Raw genomic sequence first — 20,038 nt, 5'->3', positions numbered from 1 at the left:
GCCTAGCGGCCAAATGTCGGATTCAAGAATCCGACCTACTCATCATAATCAGCCGTAAAATCCTGTTGGCCGCCGCCCCAATTGTGCGAATAAATACCTTGCTTCACACAACGATGAAAGGTGGAATACGGCCAATCGGCGGCCTGCTGCACATAACCATGCTTCACGGGATTAAAATGCACATAATCATAATGGCGGGCAAAATCTTTTTCATCACGAATATAATGCTCCCAAAAACGCGGTTGCCAAAGCTTGGGATATTCATTTTTCAAAATATATTGGCTATGCCGCTTAATCTGTCGCCAGCGCTCGGAAAAATCCACATCATTTTCCGGCAATTGCCAAATGGTATGCAAATGGTCCGGCAGCAGCACCCATGCCGAAATTTCAAACGGATAGCGCTTCCGCACGGTTTCAATCGCTTGGCGCACCGCCACGCGCACTTCGGGTTGGATTAATATCGGCTCACGCCGATACGACACCACGGTGAAAAAGTAGGTGCCGCCAGCTTGGTAATAGCGCCGATAATCCATGTCATTTCCCTCATACAGAGTAGGTCGGATAGTCGTATCCGACACTTGTTCGCCAGAACAAGTTGCCACCATTGCTACCAAATCTTTGGCCTTGCGGCCAAATGTCGGATTCGAGAATCCGACCTACACGTTGGCCGATACCGGTCATTTTCCGCGCAGTATCCGACACTTGTTCGCCAGAACAAGTAGCAACCGTAGGTCGGATACTTGTATCCGACACTTGTTCGCAGAACAAGCTTTCCTACCATTGCCGCTAATCTTTGGCCTAGCGGCCAAACTACCTCTGCTTCAATCATCCGCCCGACAAACCTGCGTTTCAACAAACCCCGCAGGATCAAGCAAATAATCCGAAACTTGTTTATCCACACACTCGCTTAAGCCGTTTAGCACCAATGTATGGCCGGTGCCTTCGCGGGTGAGCAGGTGGCCGCTAAAGGCGGCGGCCATGGCCTGTGCGTTGCGGTAGGGCGTGGTGCCGTCGTGGGTTTGCGCCACAAAAAGCAGCTTGGGCAGGCTCGGGTCGGGCTTGGGCGTGTGCACAATATCGGTGCCTGCATGCGGCCAATAAGAGCAGGGTTCCAGCAATTCTTCGTCGCTTTTGGCTCGGTAGTTGTCAAAGCGCGAAGCATCATCGATTTGGCGCAGGCGCTGCAATTCCTGCTCGCGCGGCAGTTGCAGGGCGGCATCGGCGCAGCTGATCACGGTGAGCGCATCTTGTTCGTGCTCGCCCATCGGGCTTTGGTATTTCAGGCGGTTGTAGCTGCCGGTGCGGCCTTTTTGCAAATCGCGCAGGGTTTGGGCCAAATCCGGCCAGCCTTCCTGCCACAATATTTCGGTGCTCATCAGCCCGATTAAGGCATCGCTGTCGATGGCTTCGCCTTGTTTGTCGGTGAGCGGATGCGCATTCAGCTTGGCCAATAAAGTGTGCATGCGCTGGTTGGCGGCTTCAGGCTCGGCGGCCAGCGGGCAATCTGGGCGGCTGTGTGCGCACCAAGCGGCAAATTGTTCAAACGTATGCTGATAGCCTTGCTCTTGGGTTAAGCGCTGCGTGGTGTAGTCTTCGGCCAAATCCACCACGCCGTCGAGCACGGCGCTGCGCACATGGGCGGGATAGCGTTGGGCATAAAGCGCGGCCACTTTGGTGCCGTAGGAATAGCTCACCAAATTCAGGCGCTCGTTGCCCAGCGCGCGGCGGATGGATTCCACATCTTCCACCGCATCACGGGCGCTCATGTATTTGAGTGTGTCCGCGCCCATATGCCGGATGCAGCTGTCGACAAACATTTTGCTTTCATACACTTGCCCGCTCTCTTCCGGTGCGGGGCAGGCAATGGTGGGCAGCGAGGGCGCCACGCCGCGCGGGGAATAGCCGATAATATCGTATTCACTCAATAATTGCTGCGTGGCCGCGCTTTTACTCGCCAGCGGGTTAATCCCCGCCTGCCCCGGCCCGCCGGCAATAAACAACAATGCGCCGTGGCTGTTTTTAGCCCGCTGGCGGGTAAGCGCCAGCTTCACTTCGCGCTGATGTGCGGCCTCTTGCGGCTGGTAAGACAAAGGCACTGCCAACACCGCACACTCCAAGCCGCGCGCCGCCGGCGCCTCTTTGCTGAACCAGCCTTTAAACGCCGGCGCACGGCAGCTTTGCCATGCCACAGCGGCAACGCTCGGCGCTGCATGGGCGCTCGGCAACGCGCCTGCCGACAACAAAGCCAGCAAACAGGCTGCAGCCGCTTTTTTCTTTTGATGACGGATTATCAAACTTTGTTTCTTTTCTTTTTCAGACGGCCTCAAGCCTGCTTTCAACCATTCAGGGCAAACGGAACACACCCTCGCCCACCGCCACCACCTGCCCGCCGACAAAAATATGCTGCTCTGCATCCACGCGCAAATACAGGCGGTTGGGGCGGCCCATTTCATCGCCTTGGTAAATATGGCGCACCAACGGCACACAGCCTTGGGCGGCATAATAAGCGCCGAGATTGGCGGCGGCCGAACCGGTGCCACTGTCTTCAATCAACGCCCCGTTTACTTCGGCAAACAGGCGCACGAATGCTTTTTCACCTTGCTCGCACCATAAATAAACCACCGTGCAATGGCCATCGGCTTGGCAAATTTCACGCAAAGCGCGCAAATCGGGGCGCGCATGTTGCAAAGCCGCTAAATCATACACTTGCAGCAATAATTGCGCCGAGCCGCTGTTTACCCAAAATGCTTGTGCAGCCATCTTATCCGCATCAATACCTGTCGCTGCTGCCAATGGCGCAGCGCCGGTGGCACTGGCTTCACAGGTATAGCCGCTGATGTGCAATGTTATGCTGCCATTTACACCATGCAACTTGACCGGTTTGGCGCGGGTATTCAGCACAAAATTTTCAGGTAGCCCGCGCTGTTGTTGCAACACAAACGCCGCGCCCAGCGTGGGATGGCCGGCCAGCGGCAATTCGCCACCGGGCGTGAAAATGCGCAAATCTGCCGCCGCGCCCGCGCTGCCGCCAAAGGCAAACACGGTTTCGCTCAAATTAAACTGGCGCGCAATTTGCAGCATATCACCATCGCTCAAACCCGCCGCATCGGGGAACACCGCCAGCGGGTTGCCGCCGAAATGGCTTTCGGCAAACACATTCACCAATTGAAACGGATATTCGCGCATCGCTTTCTTTTCCTTTTCAGACGGCCTCACAAAGTGGCCGTCCACATTTTCACCGCAAAGCCGATAAAGGCCGCGCCCACGATGCCCATGCCGGCGGCGGCGGTTTTTTGATGCCGTCTGAACACCTGCGTGAGGTGGAAGCCGGCAAACACCAGCACGCTCAGGTAAATAAAGCTGATGATTTGCAAAATCAGCGCCAGCGCCAAAAAGGTCAGCCCCGGGTGGGCATAGGCCGGGTCGACAAACTGCACGAAAAACGACAGCAAAAACAATATCGCCTTAGGGTTGGTGAGGCTCAGCAGCAAAGCGCGTTTGAACACATGCGCAGGTGCCGTGTTATGCACGCTCGGTGCGGCGCTTTCAGACGGCCTTAAATGCGCCTGCCATTTTTTCACCGCGCCGCGCAACAGATTCCAACCGATATAGGCCAAATATAAGCCGCCGACCAGCTTCACCGCGTGAAACAATTCCGGCACCGCTTTGAGCAACGCGCCCGCGCCCAGCGCCGTGGCCAGCATCAACACATTGTCGCCCAGCAAAATGCCCGCCACCGAGCGGTAAGCCGTCCGCACGCCGTGTTGCCCCGCCATTGCCAGGCAATACATCGAATTGGGGCCGGGCAGCAGAATCACGGCAATGGTGCCGATAATATAAGTGGGTAAATCGGTGATGCCGAACATGATGGTGCGTTTCTTTTCAGACGGCCTTTAAGCGTATTTTAAAATCAGATTCTCGAATCCGACACTTGTTCGCAGAACAAGATTTTCCCATCTCCCGCCATTCTTTTCGGCCTTGCGGCCAAATGCCGGATTCAAGAATCCAACCTACGGCGCTGCTTTCAGACGGCCTTGGCCGCTTTCATGCTGTCGATAAACTTGTCGAACAAATATGCCACATCGTTCGGGCCGGGGCTGGCTTCGGGGTGGCCCTGGAATGAAAATGCCGCCTGATCTGCTAGCTCGATGCCTTGCAGCGAGCCGTCAAACAACGATTTGTGCGTGATGCGCACATTCTGCGGCAGGCTGGCCGCATCCACTTCAAAACCGTGGTTTTGGCTGGTGATCATCACTTTTTCACTATCCAAATCCTGCACCGGATGGTTGGCGCCGTGGTGGCCGAACGGCATTTTGCGGGTTTGCCCGCCCACCGCCAAGCCCAATAATTGGTGGCCTAAGCAAATGCCGAACAGCGGCTTTTTCGTCGCCAAAATCTCTTGCACCGCCGCAATGGCGTAATCGCACGGCTCGGGGTCGCCCGGGCCGTTGGATAAAAACACGCCGTCGGGGTTCATTGCCAACACGTCTTTAGCCGGTGTTTGCGCCGGCACCACGGTGAGGCGGCAGCCGCGCTCGGCCAGCATGCGCAAGATATTGGTTTTCACGCCGAAATCATAAGCCACCACATGAAATTGCTTGACCGGATTGCCAAAGCCTTCGCCGAGCTTCCATTCGCCTTCGTTCCATTCATAAGCCTTATCGCAGCTCACTTCTTTGGCCAAATCCTTGCCCACCATGCTGCCGAATTCGGCAATCAGCGCCTGCGCTTTTTCTTCGGTGGCGTCTGCGCCGGTGAGAATCGCACCCGCTTGCGCGCCTTTGTCGCGCAAGATGCGGGTGAGGCGGCGGGTGTCGATGTCGGCAATGGCCACGGTTTGGTGGCGCACCAAATATTCTTGCAGGCTTTCGCCGGCGCGGAAATTGCTGTGCAAAAGCGGCAGGTCGCGGATAATCAGGCCGGCGGCAAACACGCCGCGGCTCTCTTCATCTTCGCCGTTGGTGCCGGTGTTGCCGATGTGCGGATAAGTGAGGGTAACGATTTGCTTGGCATAAGAGGGGTCGGTGAGAATTTCCTGATAGCCGGTCATCGAAGTGTTGAACACCACCTCGCCCGAAGTGGTGCCGTGGTGGCCGACCGAAGTGCCGTGAAACACGCTGCCGTCTGCCAATACAAGAATGGCGCTCGTTGTCATGATGATTTCCTGTGCCTGATGTTTGTCGATATAGTGGAATGCATAAAAAAGTGACACAACGAGTAGGTTGGGTTGAAAACCCAACAAGCCCACAGGTCGTCTGAAACGTTGGGTTTATCAACCCAACCTACTCCGTGATAGTGCGTGGTTTTGTATCACTTTTTCTTGCATTTCACTATAGTATGCCTAGGATGCCCTAGAACAGGCCGTCTGAAAATATTTGCGCAAGCAGGCTTCAGACGGCCTCAAAATATTTGGCTAAAAAAAAACACGCGCCGCCATTTCGAAAATGGGGTGACGTGCTTTTTGGGGCATGGCGCGCATGCCTGTAGAAGCAATGCATTTTAAACGAAATCGCCGCTAGGCTCAAGGAAAGAATCGCAGGCCGTCTGAAAAGCGTGCACGGCGGCCAGTCGGATATTGGCAACACTCACACACCGCCCGATGCAGCCAACGCATGGCAAAACGTAAAGCTATGCTAAAATAATCCCCTGATTACTCACGCGATATTTTCGAGCCATTTGCGGGCCGGCCAAGCCGCCGCCCGCCATGCAAGGAATACCATAATGAAAACAAAAAAATCACCCACTCACTTTACGGGCATCTGCAAACCGCTGGTTTTGAGCATCGCTGCCGCTTTGGCCACCGGTGCGGCGCAAGCGGCGGATACACTGGCGCAAACCCCGTTTTATCTGCAAAACCAAACGCTTGTCACCAACAGCAACTTCCCCAAGCCCAATGTGATGCTGTTTATCGACGATTCGGGCAGTATGAAACGGTTGATTGGTGGACAGCAAAAGATAGACATCACCAAAAAGGCCTTACACGGCCTGCTTGACACACACCAAGATAAAATCAATTGGAATCTGCAAACCCTGCACAACAATATCGATACCCGCGACACAAACTCCACCAATCCCAGCAGGCTGCGCCCGAATATGGCCGGCTTTACCGATCAATGGGAAACCGTTCAAAAGCATGTTAATGCTTTATGGCCTAATGCCGGCACCCCCACCACACGCCGCTATTATGAAATTCAAAGCTTGGTGCGCAACAGCCTGCAACACCGATGCCAAAAAAGCTATATCGTGATGATGTCGGATGGCGATGCCAACACCAGCTGCCGCTCTTCCAATGGCATTACTTTCAATTATCGGGGCGACCCTTATTTTGGCAACCAAGCGGGCGGCGTCTGCCGCTGGGATCAAGGCAGTAATGGCTATTACGATACCGTGTGGGATGCAAACGATGGTTTGCGCTTTTTTAGCCAAACCCTAGCCACCAAAGATTTCAAAGATATAGACGGCTCAAGCGGCAATAAATATTGGAACGGCCACCCTGATGATCTCAAAGGTAGCGACGGTCAGAGCATTTATAAAAACCAATTGGTCGAAACCTTCACCGTGGGTTTTGGCTCTGCCTTTACCGAACGGGGGCGTAATTATCTTCTCCAAGGAGCCAGCAAGCCCGAGTATTATTTTCATGCCGATAATCCACAAAATCTGGTGGACGCTTTCAATAATATTTTCGACAAAATCGAAATCGGTATGACCAACCCGACTGCCTCCTATGGCACGGTAGCGCCGGCAATCATGAGCAGTAATGTGCCCAATATGGCCGCTGCTGTGCATTTGGACACTTCATCGTGGAGCAGCCAGCTGCGCTTTTTCGATTTAGATGCCCAAGGCAATTTAAACAGCAAAACCTACAAACAACCTTCGTTTAGCCAGCGCACGGTATTGCTGAGCACCAAAGGCCAAGTGAAAAAAATAGCCGACTTCACCGACTTGGCCAACAGCGATTTCGCTATCAGCGGTGGCAATCCCACCGATAATAAAGAATGGCAAAACGCGCTGCTGCCGTGGACAGCCCGCTCCGCCACCCAAACCGATGCCGCCATACAGGCAGAAGCCGCCAATAAAAAATACAGCCAAGCCTACCGCGTGCGCAACACCAGCCCCGACCAGCGCAACCTGGGCGATATTCTCGACAGCCCCGTGAGCGCCATCGGCAACCGCGTAGGCGGCCGCCAGGAATTTTTGGTTACGGCGGCCAACGATGGCATGGTGCATCTGTTTCAAAGCGATGCTTCCGCCGGCGCCCCCAATCCCTATCATTTGAAATTGAGCTATATCCCCGCCGATATGCAGCGCGATGGCGACAATGGCGGCGACACCATGGGCAAAACCCTGAAAGAGCTGGCGCAAGAAGGCTATGGCAACCTTGATAAATCCCACCGCTATATGGTCAACGGCGGCTTCACGCTGCGCCAAACGCCCGACAGCAGCCATTCCAAAGGCCAGCAAATCTTTATGGCCGGCGCGATGGGGCAAGGCGGGCGCGGCGCTTATGCGCTCAATATCGGCGGCAAAAACCGCGTGAGCGGCAGCGGCTTGGCGCTCAACGGCGGCGATATGCTGAGAGACGTGCCGCTGTTTGAAACCGCCAAAGGCGCAACCAACACGCTGGGCTACACCATAGGCACGCCGCAAATCGGCCGCGTGTCGATCAACCGCGCCGCCGGCAGCATCGCCATGGATAAAGACATCCGCTACGCCACCTTCCTCGCCAGCGGTTACCGCAGCAATAAGGCCGCCACCGACAACAACGAAACCGCGCTCTATATCTACGACACACTGGGGCAGGAAGCCCGCAGCGGCGCTGTGGTCGGCACGCCGGGCACGCTTATCCGCAAAATCACCGTGCCCGGTGGCGTGGGCGGCCTCTCTTCACCCACGTTGGTGGATGTTGACTTCGATGGCTTGGTGGACGTGGTTTATGCCGGCGATTATGGCGGCAATATGTATCGCTTCGATTTGCGCGGTGCACACGCCACCAACACCAGCCAAGCCGCCACCGACACCAAGCCGGAGCAATGGTCGGTAAGCCGCATTTATCAGGGCAGCAACAGCCAGCCCATCACCTCGGCACCGGCCGTGTCGCGCCGAACCTATGGCAAATATGTGGTGATTTTCGGCACCGGCAGCGATATTTATCAGGAAGATCTGGGCAGAAATGACCCGCAGGCGGTGTATGGCATTTTTGACGACACCACAAAGCCGGCCAGCGCTGCTACGCAAGCCGATTTATTGGCGCAAACCATTACCGTGAGCAAAACGGGCAACGATGAATACCGCTTTCTCAGCAACAATGCCATCAGCGACACCAACAAAGGCTGGAAGGTGGCGCTGCCCGACACAGGCGAGCGCGTGGTGGTCAAGCCCACCATGATTTTGCGCACCGCCATTGTCAGCAGCCGCATGTACAAAACCGAAACCACCCAAACCAACCCGAATAACAATGGCATGGGTGATGTGTGCCTGCCCACCAGCAGCTCCAGCACCACCAACAGCGCTAGCTGGTTGATGGGCTTGAACGCCGAAACCGGCGGCGCGCTCACCAAGAAAGATGCTTACATTGATTTCAAAGTGGTGCAAACCGATGCTTCCGGCAATGCCAGCTATTATGCCAACGGCCGCAAAAGCCAAGGCATACTTAGCTTCACCTATACCGATACCAACCGCCTCGGTGCTGATGGCAAAACCTTGGCCGACCCCAGCACCACGGTTGACGGTGATGCCGGCGGCTCGGGCACCGATTTGGAGTTGGGCGAGAATAGCGGCACGGGTCTGCCCAAAAACCATTGTTTCTCCGGAAAATCTGCCCGCCTGATCAATACCTTGCGTAACAGCGCTTCCGACACCAACAACCCATCCAACTCCGACAACAACGTGAGTTTGGACAAACTGGGCATTTCCGGCCCGCAATGCGTGTCGTCCATCCGCCGCATCAGCTGGCGCGAAATTATCTAAACCGGCAGCCGACAAAAATCCATCCCGTTTAACTTGATGGTTAAACGGGATGGATTTTTGTCGCAATAACCACCGCAACCCTGCTGCAACATCGTAGCACGCATGCGTACGATTACGCCGCCTTTGGGCGGCTAATCGTACCTACGCTGCTGTACAACCTGCAACCTAACCCAATCAGCTCTCGAAAAGGCCGTCTGAAAACCTGCCCGTGCACTAAAGCAAACGGTGCGCCAGCGCGGGCAGGCGGGTGCGCACGCTGGCCAGGCGGGCGGCATCGAGCGGGGCGATTACCACGCCTTCGCCTTCGGGCAGCTCGTCGATCACTTCGCCCCACGGGTCGATAATCATGCTGTGGCCGAAGGTGCGCCGGCCGCTTTCATGCAGCCCGCCTTGTGCAGCGGCCACCACATAGCATTGGTTTTCCACCGCACGGGCGCGCAGCAGCAGCGTCCAATGCGCCTGGCCTGTGGTGTGGGTGAAAGCGGCGGGCAGCAGCAGCACCTCGAATGGCTGCTGGGCGCGGAAAAATTCGGGAAAGCGCACATCGTAGCACACGCCAGCCGCCACGTTTATGCCATCGGCCGACAAGCGCGGCACGGCGGCGCCTGCGGCAATTGTGTCGGCCTCGGCATAGCGCTCGCCCAAGCCGGAATAGCCGAATAAATGCATTTTATCGTAAGCGCCGATGGGTGCACCGTCGCGCCCATACACCAGCAGGGTGTTGAGCACTTTGCCCGCCTCGCCGCTTTGCAGGGGCACGGTGCCGCCAAAAAGCACAATGTTGCATTCGCGCGCAATTTCGCTCATGGCCGTCTGAAACGCCCCCGCGCCCAAAGGCTCGGCAAAAGCGAGCTTGTCGGTGTCGCGTGCGCCCATCAGCGGCCAATATTCGGGCAAGAGCACCCAATCTGCGCCGCGCTCGGCGGCCTGGCGCACCAAGCGGCGCATGGTGTCGATATTGGTTTCGGGGTGCGTGCCCGACACCATTTGCACGGCGGCGGCGGTGAGGGTATGCATGGTTTTGCTCCTTTTGATTTTAATTTTTCAGACGGCCTTACACGGCTTTATGCTTTCTTAAAAATCGCGGCGCGGCGCTTATGCTAGACTTTAACCAAATCCCACTTGAAAAGAAACCGCCATGAAAAAAACCCTGCTCGTTTTATCGGCTGCCCTGCCCGCGCTGGCCTTGGCCGATGTGCAGCTTTACGGCACCATCCGCAGCGGCGTGAGCGTGTCGCAAACCAAAATCGGCAATGAGCGCTTCACCACCACTTCGGTAGACGATTTGGGCAGCCACATCGGCCTGCGCGGCTCACATCCCATCGGCGGCAGCAATCAGGTAACGTGGCAATTCAGCGAAGATGTGCCCGTCGGCCAAGCCGACACTTCGATGCGCGGCTATTTCCGCAACAAGAAAAACAGCAGTACGCCGATTTCTTATGATTGATGTGTTTGGCTTAATTTACCGGCAAAAGGCCGTCTGAAAAAAGTTTCAGACGGCCTATGTATTTCATGCGTACGATTGCGCTTTGTTTTCACAAAGATAATCGTAGCTACGCTTGCTTAAACCCGTTATTTCTGTGCAGGTTGCACCCATCCAAAAAATAAGCTTGTTACATTTTGCTGCCTTGAATACGGGAAACAAAATGAGGCCGTCTGAAAAAAATTTCAGACGGCATCTGTGTGCCATGTCTACGATTGCGCTTTGTTTTCAAAAAGATAACTGTACCTGCGCTTGCTGAAACGCTTCAGACGGCCTTTGATTTGGTATACCTTTTATCCTGCAAGCCCGAACACTTGCTGCAAATGCGCCTGATAAGCGGCGGTATATTTCGGCACATCGGGCGCTTTAATCACATCGTTGCACAAAAAAGTGGGCAGCGCTTCGGTGCCGAGAAATTCATTGGCGCGGTGAAAATGCATATAAACATTATCCACGCCCGTGCCGTTGAAAAATTGATCCGGCTCGATAAAAGCCTCCAGCGGCGCATTCCAAGTGAGTGAAAGCATATGCTTGCGTCCTTGCAGCAGGCCGCCGCTGCCGTATTTTTTTGCCGCATCGCGGCGGCTGCGGCCATCGCTGGCATAAAGCCTGCCGTGGCCGATGGTGAACACTTCATCGATGTATTTTTTCACAATCCACGGCTCGCCCATCCACCAACCGGGCATTTGATACACAATGGCATCGGCCCACAGGTATTTTTCGATTTCGGCTTCAATGTCGTAGCCCGCATCGATAACGGTCTCTTGAATTACGTGGCCGAGGCCGCTTAAGGTTTCTTTGGCAACATCGTGCAAAGTGGCGTTCAAACGACCATGCGAGTGGCCGAATGATTTGCCGCCGTTTAACAATAAAATGTTCATAGTGGTTTTGCTGGTCATGGGTTTCAAACACGGCAGATTATAGACGCAAATGTTTTTGCTAAAAAGCGGGGGTTTGTGAAAAAACATTTGCAGATTTTGCAATAATTATCAGGCCGTCTGAAGAAAGGTTTCAGACGGCCTCTGTGTGCCATGCGTACGATTACGCTTTGTTTTCACAAAGCTAATCGTACCTACGTTTGGTTTTCAGACGGCCTTGCCCACTAAATCACCGCGCCGCAAACCTTACTTCTTCCCCAAACACCTGCGTCCACAATTCGCGCACGCTTTGGTAATAGCCCATCACTTCTTCATTGATTTCCACTTTATCGGCATCGCGCAGGCGGGTGTTGTGTTGTTGCTGGCGGTAGAAGCGGTAGGCGGTGCGGGCTTGGTCGGCGAGGGTGTGGCTGATGAGGCCGGCGTCGGCGGCGATGTGGAGCAAGGCGATGTTGCCGTAGTTGTCGAGCAGCTGCGGCAGTTTGTTTGCATACGCCAAAATCAGGTATTGCACGATGAATTCGACATCGACCACGCCGCCGCGGGCGTATTTCACATCGCTGTCTTTGGGTGGGTGGGTGGCGAACATTTTTTCGCGCATGGCGATGATTTCTTGGGCGAGCGCGGGCAGGTCGCGCGCTTGGGTGAGGATTTCGGCGCGGATGGTGTCGAAGGCTTGGCCGACTTTTTCAAAACCTGTGATAAAACGGGCGCGGGTGAGCGATTGGTGCTCCCAAGTCCAGGCGCTTTCGCGCTGGTATTTTTCAAAAGCGGCCACGGAGCAGGCGAGAAAGCCGGAATCGCCGTTGGGGCGCAGGCGCAAATCAACATCGTAGAGCGTGCCGGCACCGGTGGCGGCGGAGAGCCAGTTGGTGAGGCGGCGGGCGAAGCGGCCGTAAATATCGGGGGCGTCGGGGTGTGGGTCGTCATACACATACACCAAATCGAGGTCGGAGGTGTAGCCGAGCTCTTTGCCGCCGAGCTTGCCGTAGCCGATGATGCCGATTTGGGGCGTGTCGGTGTGGGTTTTGGGGGTGTCGGCCCACACGCAGGGAATGGCGGCGGCCAGAATGGTGTCGGCCAGCGCGGAAAGCTCGTCCGATAGGGCTTCTACTGTCCACAAGCCGGCCAAATCCTGCACGGCAAGGCGGAAAACTTGGGCGTGCTGAAAATGGCGCAACACGTCCATTTGCGCTTCGGTGTCGCCGCGGGCATTGGAGAGGCCGTCTGAAAGCTCGGCAGCAAGCTTGGGCCAATCGTTGCGGGCCTGCATCAATTGGGCGCTCAATAATTCGTCGAGCAATATCGGGTGCTGCATCAGATAGCCGGCCACCCAGGTGCTTTGGCTCATCAGTGCGGCGAGCTGCTCGAGCGCCTGCGGGTGTTCGTGCAAAAGGGCGAGGTAAGAAGAGCGGCGGCTGATGTTTTCGAGAAAGTCGAGCAGGCGCAATAAGGTATCGGTGGGGCGGGCTTGTTTGGCGGCGGCCTGCACCAAAAGCGGCACGATGGCATCAAAGCGCGGCTGGGCGGTGCGCGAGAGCTGGCGGTATTTGTGGCCGGCGTGCAGCTGGTCGAGGCGCTTGGCAATGGCACCGGCTTCAAAGCCGTGGGCGGAGAGCTGGTTGAAGCGGGCTTCTTCGTCGGGGTTTTCCTGCCACACGCAATGCCAGCAGCCATCGAGCGCGGGGGCTTGTTCGTTGGGATCGGTGAGGATTTCATTGAAGATGGTGTTTACTTTTTCACGGTGGGCGTTGAGGCCGTCTGAAAAAGCGGCGTAATCGGCAAAGCCCATGCTTTCGGCCAACAATTGCTGCTGCTCGGGGCTGTCGGGCAGGGTTTGGGTTTGCTGGTCGTCCCAATATTGCAGGCGGTGTTCGACATCGCGCAAAAAGCGGTAGGCCGCCAGCAGGGCGGCGGCGGTTTCCGAATCCAATATATCCAGCTCTTGCAGCTTGAGCAGGGTTTCCTGCGTGCCTTTGAGCTGCAGGGCGCGGATTTGGCCGCCGCGTATCATTTGGAAAATCTGGGCGATAAATTCCACTTCGCGTATGCCGCCTGCGCCCAGCTTCACATTGCCGGCCATGCCTTTGCGGCTCACTTCTTGGCGGATTTGCCGGTGCAGCCCCCTCATGGCTTCATAGGCGTTGAAATCGAGGTATTTGCGGAACACAAACGGGCGCACCAGCGCGGCAATATCGTTGGCATAAGGGGTGATCACGCGGCCTTTGCACCAGGCATAGCGCTCCCATTCGCGCCCTTGCTGAATCAGGTATTGCTCCAGCGCGGTTTCGCTCAGCACCAAGGCGCCGGCATCGCCGTCGGGGCGCAGGCGCATGTCTACGCGGAACACTTGCCCCTCGTCGGTGATGTCGTTGAGCAGGCTGATGAGCTTCTGCCCCACTTTGGTGAAAAATTCCTGATTGCTGCGCTCGCGTTTGCCGTTGGTGTCGCCGCTTTCGGGATAAATGAAAATCAGGTCGATATCGGAGGATACGTTTAATTCGTAGCCGCCGGCCTTGCCCATCGCCACCACGCTCAAATGCTGCGGCAGGCCGCTGTGGCGGCCGATGGGCGTGCCGTAAAGATCTTCATAATAGGCGTGGGCAAATTCAAGTGCGGTATTGACGGCAAAATCGGCAAACAGGGTGATGGTGCGGGTAACTTCGGCCAAATCGCTGATGCGACACACATCGCGACTGATGATTTGCGCCATCACATAGCGGCGCAACACACGCAATTGGCGCGCCAGCCCGGCTTCGTCAAAGGCCGTCTGAAAGGCCTGCCAATCGGCAAATTGCTGAAAATCTTCGCTGCCCAGCGCTTTGCCCAGCATCGGCTCGAGCGTGGCCGGATCAAGCTTGCCGTTGGTGAGATGGCGGTCGAGATAGTGGGAATGGCGGCGGGCGATGTCGGTGGGGCGCATGGGGTTTCCGTTTGCGGTATCAAAACTGGGTAATGCTGTTACTATAGCAATCTTTCAGACGGCCTTATACCCATTAAAGCGGCAATCACACTTGAAATTGACGTATCTCCTCATCAAAATTACAATCTTTTCTTTATGAAAGGCCGTCTGAACAGCCGGCAAATCTTATGCTCAATGCTTCTGCGCCCAAGCGGGTTTTGATTATCAAGCTGCAACACCACGGCGATGTGCTTTTGGCCACGCCGGTGGCCGATGCGCTCAAACAGGCCTGGCCCGATTGCGAAATCGATATGCTGGTGTATGCCGCCACCGCCGATGTGCTCCGCGACAACCGCCAATTGCGGCATGTGTTCGGCATCGACCGCCAATGGAAAAAACTCGGTGCGCGCCACCATCTTGCCCGCGAATATGCTTTATTTGCCGATTTGCGTGCGCAACATTATGACTGGGTAATCAATCTTTCCGGCCAATGGCGCGCCGCTTGGGTGGCCAAATTTTGCGGCAAACAAAGCATAGGCATAGGCTTTGAAAAGCGCCACGGGGCTTTGTGGCGCTGGGCGCACAGCCGGCTCGCCACCGATTTGGGGCACGAGCACCCCATGGTGGCGCACCATTTGGCCGCCCTCGCACCGCTGGGGCTGCCTCAAGCCGGCCATGTGCCGAAAGTGCGCATGGAAATTTCGCCCGAGCAGCGCCAAAGCCTGCACGCCAAGCTTGCCGAACAAGGCCGGCGAGGCGAAGATTATGTGTTGCTACACCCGGGCTCGCGCTGGTTTTTTAAATGCTGGGGCAACGACAAAACCGCCGCGCTGGCGCAAAAGCTGCTCGATGCCGGTGAAAATATCGTGTTCACCGCCGCCCCCGATGCGCGCGAGCAGACCATGCTGGATGATATTGCCGGCCGTCTGAAGCCCACAGGCCCAGCCAAAGTGTGGCGGCTTTCGGGCTGCCTCAATCTGCGCGAATTGGCCGCTGCGATTGATGGTGCCAAATTGTTTATCGGCGTGGATTCTGTGCCCATGCACATGGCCGCTGCGCTCGACAAGCCGCAAGTGGCTTTATTCGGCCCCAGCCATTTGGCGCGCTGGCGGCCTTATTCCGAGCGCGCCACCGTGATTTGGGCGGGCGATTTCGGCCCGCTGCCCCACCCCGACAGCATCAACACCGACGATGAAACGCGCCTGCTCGAAGCCATTCCCACAGATGCGGTGTGGCAGGCGGTGCAGGCCAAGCTTGCGGACATTTAAGGTTTCTGTTTCATTTGTGCGCAAGGTTTCAAACAATCGTTTTTCTACCCGAAAGGGGCGCGATTCAAATCAATACAGCGTTGCGTTGCCTTGCGCTGATTTTCATCGTGCCACGGTAAAACACACAGATGAGGCCGTCTGAAAGAATGTTATGTTGAAATTAATCTTCCGCCGCCTGCTCGAGGCCGTGCCCACGCTTTTGGTGCTGATTACCGTGTCGTTTTTTATGATGCGGCTGGCGCCGGGCAGCCCGTTTACCGGCGAGCGCAATCTGCCGCCGGCGGTGCTGGCCAATATTGAAGCCAAATATCATCTTAACGACCCGCTTTATCTGCAATATTTCCATTATTTGAAGCAGCTTGCGCAAGGCGATTTCGGCCCTTCGTTCAAATATAAAGATTACACTGTCAACGAATTGCTCGCGCAGGCTTTTCCCGTGTCGCTCGAATTGGGCGTTTATGCTTTTATCGTGGCGCTGCTGCTGGGCATGGCGCTGGGCGTGTGGGCGGCTTTGAAACACAATTCGTGGCTGGATTATACGCTGATGGGCGTGGCGATGACCGGCGTGGTGGTGCCCGGCTTTGTGAAAGCGCCGCTTTTGGTGCTGGTGTTTGCGATTACGCTCAAATGGCTGCCCGCCGGCGGCTGGAACGGCGGCGCGCTGCCCAATCTGGTGCTGCCGGTGGCCGCGCTCTCGCTGGCTTATGTGGCGAGCATCGCCCGCATTATGCGCGGCTCGATGATAGAGGTGATGAACAGCCCCTTTATCCGCACCGCCCGCGCCAAAGGGCTGCCGATGCGCCACATCGTGTTGCGCCATGCGCTGCGCCCGGCCATGCTGCCGGTTGTTTCCTATTTGGGGCCGGCTTTTGTGGGCATCATCACCGGCTCGATTGTGATTGAAACCATTTTCGGCCTGCCCGGCATCGGCCAATTGTTTGTCAACGGCGCGCTCAACCGCGATTACGGCATGGTGTTGAGCCTCACCATTTTGGTGGGCGCACTCACGATTGCGTTTAATGCGGTGGTGGATATTCTTTATGCGCTGATTGATCCGAAAATACGCTATTGATTGAGGCCGTCTGAACGATTTGCTTTGCATTTTTTTCAGACGGCCTGAAGTTTGATGCAAACCTTGCGTTTGCCGCCCTCTTTCTCAGGGAGAGAGAACCGATTGCTGCAACGGCCAAGTTTCAGACGGCCTGAAATTATTGCCCACACAGAGCGCCGCAAGCTGCAAAGTTTGCCCTAAACTCAACCCCATCCACCGCAAGCAAACACCTTATGAAACCCATTTTCCATCAACCCGCCGCACTTCAAACGCCGGCAGAAGCCCCCGCCATCAAAGGCCGCAGCCTGCGGCAAGATGCCTGGCGGCGCTTTAAACGCAATCGGGCGGCGGTGTCGAGCATGGTGCTGTTGCTGCTGATTACGCTGTTTGTGTGCATCGCACCGCTGCTCTCGCCTTTTGCCTACGATTACACCGATTGGAGCGCCATGCAGATGCCGCCTTCTTTTTCAGACGGCCATTATTTCGGCACCGATTCGCTCGGCCGCGATTTGCTGGTGCGCACGGCGGTGGGCGGGCGGGTGTCGCTCACGGTGGGGCTGGCCGGTGCGCTGGTGGCGGTGTTGCTGGGCACGGTTTACGGCGCGGTGTCGGGCTTTTTCGGCGGCAAAACCGATATGCTGATGATGCGCTTTCTGGAAATTTTAAATGCTTTTCCGTTTATGTTTTTCGTGATTTTGCTGGTAACGTTTTTCGGCCGCAATCTGGCGTTTATTTTTGTGGCCATCGGCATGGTGTCGTGGCTGGATGTGGCGCGGATTGTGCGCGGCCAAACGCTGAGCCTCAAGCGCAAAGAATTTGTGGAAGCGGCCGAAGTGAGCGGCGTGTCAAACACGGCGATTGTGTTCCGCCACATCGTGCCCAATGTGCTCGGCGTGGTGGTGGTGTATGCCTCGCTTTTGGTGCCGGGCATGATTTTGTTTGAATCGTTTTTGAGCTTTTTGGGCTTGGGCGTGCAAGAGCCGATGACGAGCTGGGGCGCGCTTTTGCAAGAGGGCGCGCAAACCATGCAGGTGGCACCGTGGCAGCTTTTGGTGCCCAGCGTGTTTTTGGTGGCCACGCTGTTTTGTTTCAACTTTATCGGCGACGGCCTGCGCGATGCGCTCGACCCGAAAGACAGATAATCATGAGCCTTTTAAACATACAGGATTTGCAGGTGGCCTTCCACACGGAAGAGGGCAACATCACCGCTGTAAACAAGCTGAACTTCGCTTTGCAGCAAGGTGAAACGCTGGGCATCGTGGGCGAATCGGGCTCGGGCAAATCGCAAACGGCCTTTGCCATTATGGGCTTGCTGGCGAAAAACGGGCGCGCGCAAGGCTCGGTGCGCTTTGATGGCCGGGAAATCCTCAATCTGAGCGAAGGCCGTCTGAACCGAATCCGCGCCCGCGAAATTGCGATGATTTTTCAAGACCCGATGACTTCGCTCAACCCTTATATGAAAGTGGGCGCACAGCTGGCCGAAGTGTTGGTGCAGCACCAAGGAATGAGCAAAGCGACGGCGCGCGCCGAAGCGCTGCGCATGCTCGAAGCGGTGAAAATCCCTGAAGCGCAAAAACGCATGGATATGTATCCGCACGAATGTTCAGGCGGCATGCGCCAGCGGGTGATGATTGCGATGGCGCTGCTGTGCCGCCCGAAGCTGCTGATTGCAGACGAGCCCACCACCGCGCTGGACGTGACCGTGCAGGCGCAGATTATGGCGCTGCTCAACGAATTAAAGCGCGATTTCGGCACCACCATTATGCTGATCACCCACGATTTGGGCGTGGTGGCCGGCATTTGCGATCATGTGCTGGTGATGTATGCCGGCCAAACCATGGAATACGGCTCGGTGGCACAGATTTTTTACCGCCCCACCCACCCCTACACCATCGGCCTGCTGGGTGCCGTGCCGCGCCTCGACGATGAAGCCGCCGAATTGCCCACCATCGTAGGCAACCCGCCCAATTTGGCCGCGCTGCCGCCGGGCTGCCCGTTTCAGGCACGTTGTGAAAAAGTGCAGGAAATCTGCCGGCACGAAATGCCGCCGCTGGCCACCTTGGCCGACGGCGGCCGCCGCGCCTGCCATTGGCAGGCACAAGGAGCGGGCGCATGAAACAAGAAGCTTTGTTGGCTGTAAACGATTTGCATGTGCAATTTGCCGTGCGCGCCGCCGGCAGCCGGCCGTGGCATAAAGCGGCTGCGCTCAAAGCGGTAAACGGCGTGTCGTTTACCTTGCAGGCCGGCGAAACGCTGGGCATTGTGGGCGAATCGGGCTGCGGCAAATCCACGCTGGCGCGCGCGATTATCGGGCTGGCCAAAGTGCATAGCGGCAGCGTGTTGTGGCAGGGGCAGGATTTAGCCGCACTGAGCAGCAAAGCGCTGCGGCTGCAACGGCGCGATATCCAGATGATTTTTCAAGACCCATTGGCCTCGCTCAATCCGCGCATGACCGTGGGCGACATCATCGCCGAGCCGCTGCGCACCTTTCATCCTGAGTTAAAAAAAGCCGACATCATGCGGCAAGTGCAGGAAATCATGCAGAAAGTGGGCTTGCTGCCCAACCAGATCAACCGCTATCCGCACGAATTTTCAGGCGGCCAATGCCAGCGCATCGGCATTGCCCGCGCCTTGATTTTAAAGCCCAAACTGCTGATTTGCGACGAGCCGGTGTCGGCCTTGGATGTATCGATTCAGGCGCAGGTGGTCAATTTATTGAAACAGGTTCAGCGTGAAATGGGCTTGGCGATGATTTTTATCGCCCACGATTTATCGGTGGTGAAACACATCGCCGAGCGCGTGCTGGTGATGTATCTCGGCCGCGCCGTCGAGCTTGGCAGCAAGCAGGCTGTGTATGACTGCCCCGCCCACCCCTACACCCGCGCCTTAATCAGCGCCGTGCCCATTCCCGACCCTGAAGCCCAACGGCATAAAGTAATCCAGCTCTTGCCCGGAGATTTGCCGAGCCCGCTCAAGCCGCCCGCCGGCTGCGTGTTCCGCACCCGCTGCCCCGAAGCCGAAACCGCCTGCGCCGAGCAAGTGCCGCCGCTGGCCGGCACCGCAGAACACACCGCAGCGTGTTGGAAGCATACGCCCGGTTTGGCGCCGCATCATTTGCATGCAAACAAATAAACCGGCACGGTTTTATACCAATCCAAAAAAATAACCTTACAAAATAAAAGCAGTTCGGCAGCATCATCCGCGTAGGTCGGATTCTCGAATCCGACGTTTGGTCAACGGCCAAAGCGATGTGCGTGCCTTGTTCTGCGAACAAGTGTCGGATACAAATATCCAATCGACAACTTTCTTGGTTGCCTGAGCAGATTTGCTTCAGCGGCGACCTCAAATCAATGGTTAAATTTATTAACCTTTTATACCAATTCAAAAAAGTAAGCTATTGATTCGGCAATTAAATATTGAAATGTTTATGCAGCATACTTCACCTTCGGATCTCTAAAATACGCAGCCACCCGTTGAGGATGGTTCTCC

The 20,038-nt window shown here is 56.2% G+C and carries 15 protein-coding genes; 7 read left to right on the top strand and 8 right to left on the bottom strand.

Translation table 11 applies throughout. The annotated features are described in order from the left end of the window. Window positions 1-35 precede the first annotated feature (35 nt). From EV680_RS08250 to carA, 5 genes are all read right to left on the bottom strand, one after another. Window positions 36-533 carry an REP-associated tyrosine transposase gene (locus EV680_RS08250; protein WP_132954277.1) on the bottom strand — a complete coding sequence of 166 codons (498 nt, stop codon included), beginning with the start codon at window positions 531-533 and terminating at the stop codon, window positions 36-38. A gap of 288 nt (window positions 534-821) precedes the next feature. After that, complete coding sequence (locus EV680_RS08245) at window positions 822-2,294, bottom strand: alpha/beta hydrolase (RefSeq protein ID WP_165870927.1); 1,473 nt, start codon at window positions 2,292-2,294, stop codon at window positions 822-824. A gap of 49 nt (window positions 2,295-2,343) precedes the next feature. Next, the gene (locus tag EV680_RS08240; protein WP_132954275.1) at window positions 2,344-3,186 is read right to left on the bottom strand and encodes a PhzF family phenazine biosynthesis protein; all 843 of its coding nucleotides are present in this window, start codon (window positions 3,184-3,186) and stop codon (window positions 2,344-2,346) included. A gap of 26 nt (window positions 3,187-3,212) precedes the next feature. Continuing rightward, window positions 3,213-3,866: a leucine efflux protein LeuE gene (gene leuE / locus EV680_RS08235; protein WP_132954274.1), complete on the bottom strand. Its 654-nt coding sequence runs from the start codon at window positions 3,864-3,866 to the stop codon at window positions 3,213-3,215. A 158-nt stretch (window positions 3,867-4,024) separates the two neighbouring features. Next, window positions 4,025-5,155, bottom strand: coding sequence for a glutamine-hydrolyzing carbamoyl-phosphate synthase small subunit (gene carA / locus EV680_RS08230; protein ID WP_132954273.1), 1,131 nt, complete (start codon window positions 5,153-5,155; stop codon window positions 4,025-4,027). A 566-nt stretch (window positions 5,156-5,721) separates the two neighbouring features. On the opposite strand from carA, the gene pilC reads away from it, so the two are divergent. Next, window positions 5,722-8,967 (top strand): PilC family type IV pilus tip adhesin, encoded by a 3,246-nt coding sequence (gene pilC, locus EV680_RS08225; protein WP_132954272.1) that lies wholly within the window; start codon window positions 5,722-5,724, stop codon window positions 8,965-8,967. A 213-nt stretch (window positions 8,968-9,180) separates the two neighbouring features. Here the strand turns inward: pilC and EV680_RS08220 are convergent, their stop codons facing one another. Further along, window positions 9,181-9,984 (bottom strand): carbon-nitrogen hydrolase family protein, encoded by an 804-nt coding sequence (locus EV680_RS08220; protein ID WP_132954271.1) that lies wholly within the window; start codon window positions 9,982-9,984, stop codon window positions 9,181-9,183. A 121-nt stretch (window positions 9,985-10,105) separates the two neighbouring features. Between EV680_RS08220 and EV680_RS08215 the strand changes: the two genes are divergently transcribed. Next, window positions 10,106-10,414, top strand: coding sequence for a porin (locus EV680_RS08215; RefSeq protein WP_132954270.1), 309 nt, complete (start codon window positions 10,106-10,108; stop codon window positions 10,412-10,414). Between the two features lie 329 nt (window positions 10,415-10,743). On the opposite strand, the gene EV680_RS08210 is transcribed toward EV680_RS08215, so the two are convergent. Beyond that, entirely contained in the window at window positions 10,744-11,331 is a 588-nt protein-coding gene (locus tag EV680_RS08210; RefSeq protein ID WP_132954269.1) for an NAD(P)H-dependent oxidoreductase, read from the bottom strand. A gap of 226 nt (window positions 11,332-11,557) precedes the next feature. Next, a complete protein-coding gene (glnE, locus tag EV680_RS08205) occupies window positions 11,558-14,251 on the bottom strand; it encodes a bifunctional [glutamate--ammonia ligase]-adenylyl-L-tyrosine phosphorylase/[glutamate--ammonia-ligase] adenylyltransferase (RefSeq protein WP_132954268.1) in 2,694 nt (897 codons plus the stop codon). Window positions 14,252-14,418: 167 nt separating this feature from the next. Between glnE and rfaQ the strand changes: the two genes are divergently transcribed. The 5 genes from rfaQ (at window position 14,419) to oppF (ending at window position 19,681) form a co-directional block, all read left to right on the top strand. Beyond that, window positions 14,419-15,498: a putative lipopolysaccharide heptosyltransferase III gene (rfaQ, locus tag EV680_RS08200; protein WP_132954267.1), complete on the top strand. Its 1,080-nt coding sequence runs from the start codon at window positions 14,419-14,421 to the stop codon at window positions 15,496-15,498. 151 nt (window positions 15,499-15,649) lie between these two features. Further along, window positions 15,650-16,570 carry an oligopeptide ABC transporter permease OppB gene (gene oppB / locus EV680_RS08195; protein WP_132954266.1) on the top strand — a complete coding sequence of 307 codons (921 nt, stop codon included), beginning with the start codon at window positions 15,650-15,652 and terminating at the stop codon, window positions 16,568-16,570. A 212-nt stretch (window positions 16,571-16,782) separates the two neighbouring features. Next, window positions 16,783-17,691 carry an oligopeptide ABC transporter permease OppC gene (gene oppC, locus EV680_RS08190; RefSeq protein WP_132954265.1) on the top strand — a complete coding sequence of 303 codons (909 nt, stop codon included), beginning with the start codon at window positions 16,783-16,785 and terminating at the stop codon, window positions 17,689-17,691. A gap of 2 nt (window positions 17,692-17,693) precedes the next feature. Continuing rightward, on the top strand, window positions 17,694-18,665 hold the full coding sequence (locus EV680_RS08185; RefSeq protein WP_165870926.1) for an oligopeptide/dipeptide ABC transporter ATP-binding protein: 972 nt from the start codon (window positions 17,694-17,696) through the stop codon (window positions 18,663-18,665). Next, window positions 18,662-19,681 (top strand): murein tripeptide/oligopeptide ABC transporter ATP binding protein OppF, encoded by a 1,020-nt coding sequence (gene oppF / locus EV680_RS08180; protein WP_132954264.1) that lies wholly within the window; start codon window positions 18,662-18,664, stop codon window positions 19,679-19,681. Before EV680_RS08185 ends, oppF begins: the two co-directional genes overlap by 4 nt. Window positions 19,682-20,038 lie beyond the last annotated feature (357 nt).

It is taken from the genome of Uruburuella suis (assembly GCF_004341385.1).
GTDB classification, from domain to species: domain Bacteria; phylum Pseudomonadota; class Gammaproteobacteria; order Burkholderiales; family Neisseriaceae; genus Neisseria; species Neisseria suis.
The sequence above is the reverse complement of the archived record's forward strand: the minus strand, read 5'-3'. Positions and strand labels throughout refer to the sequence as shown.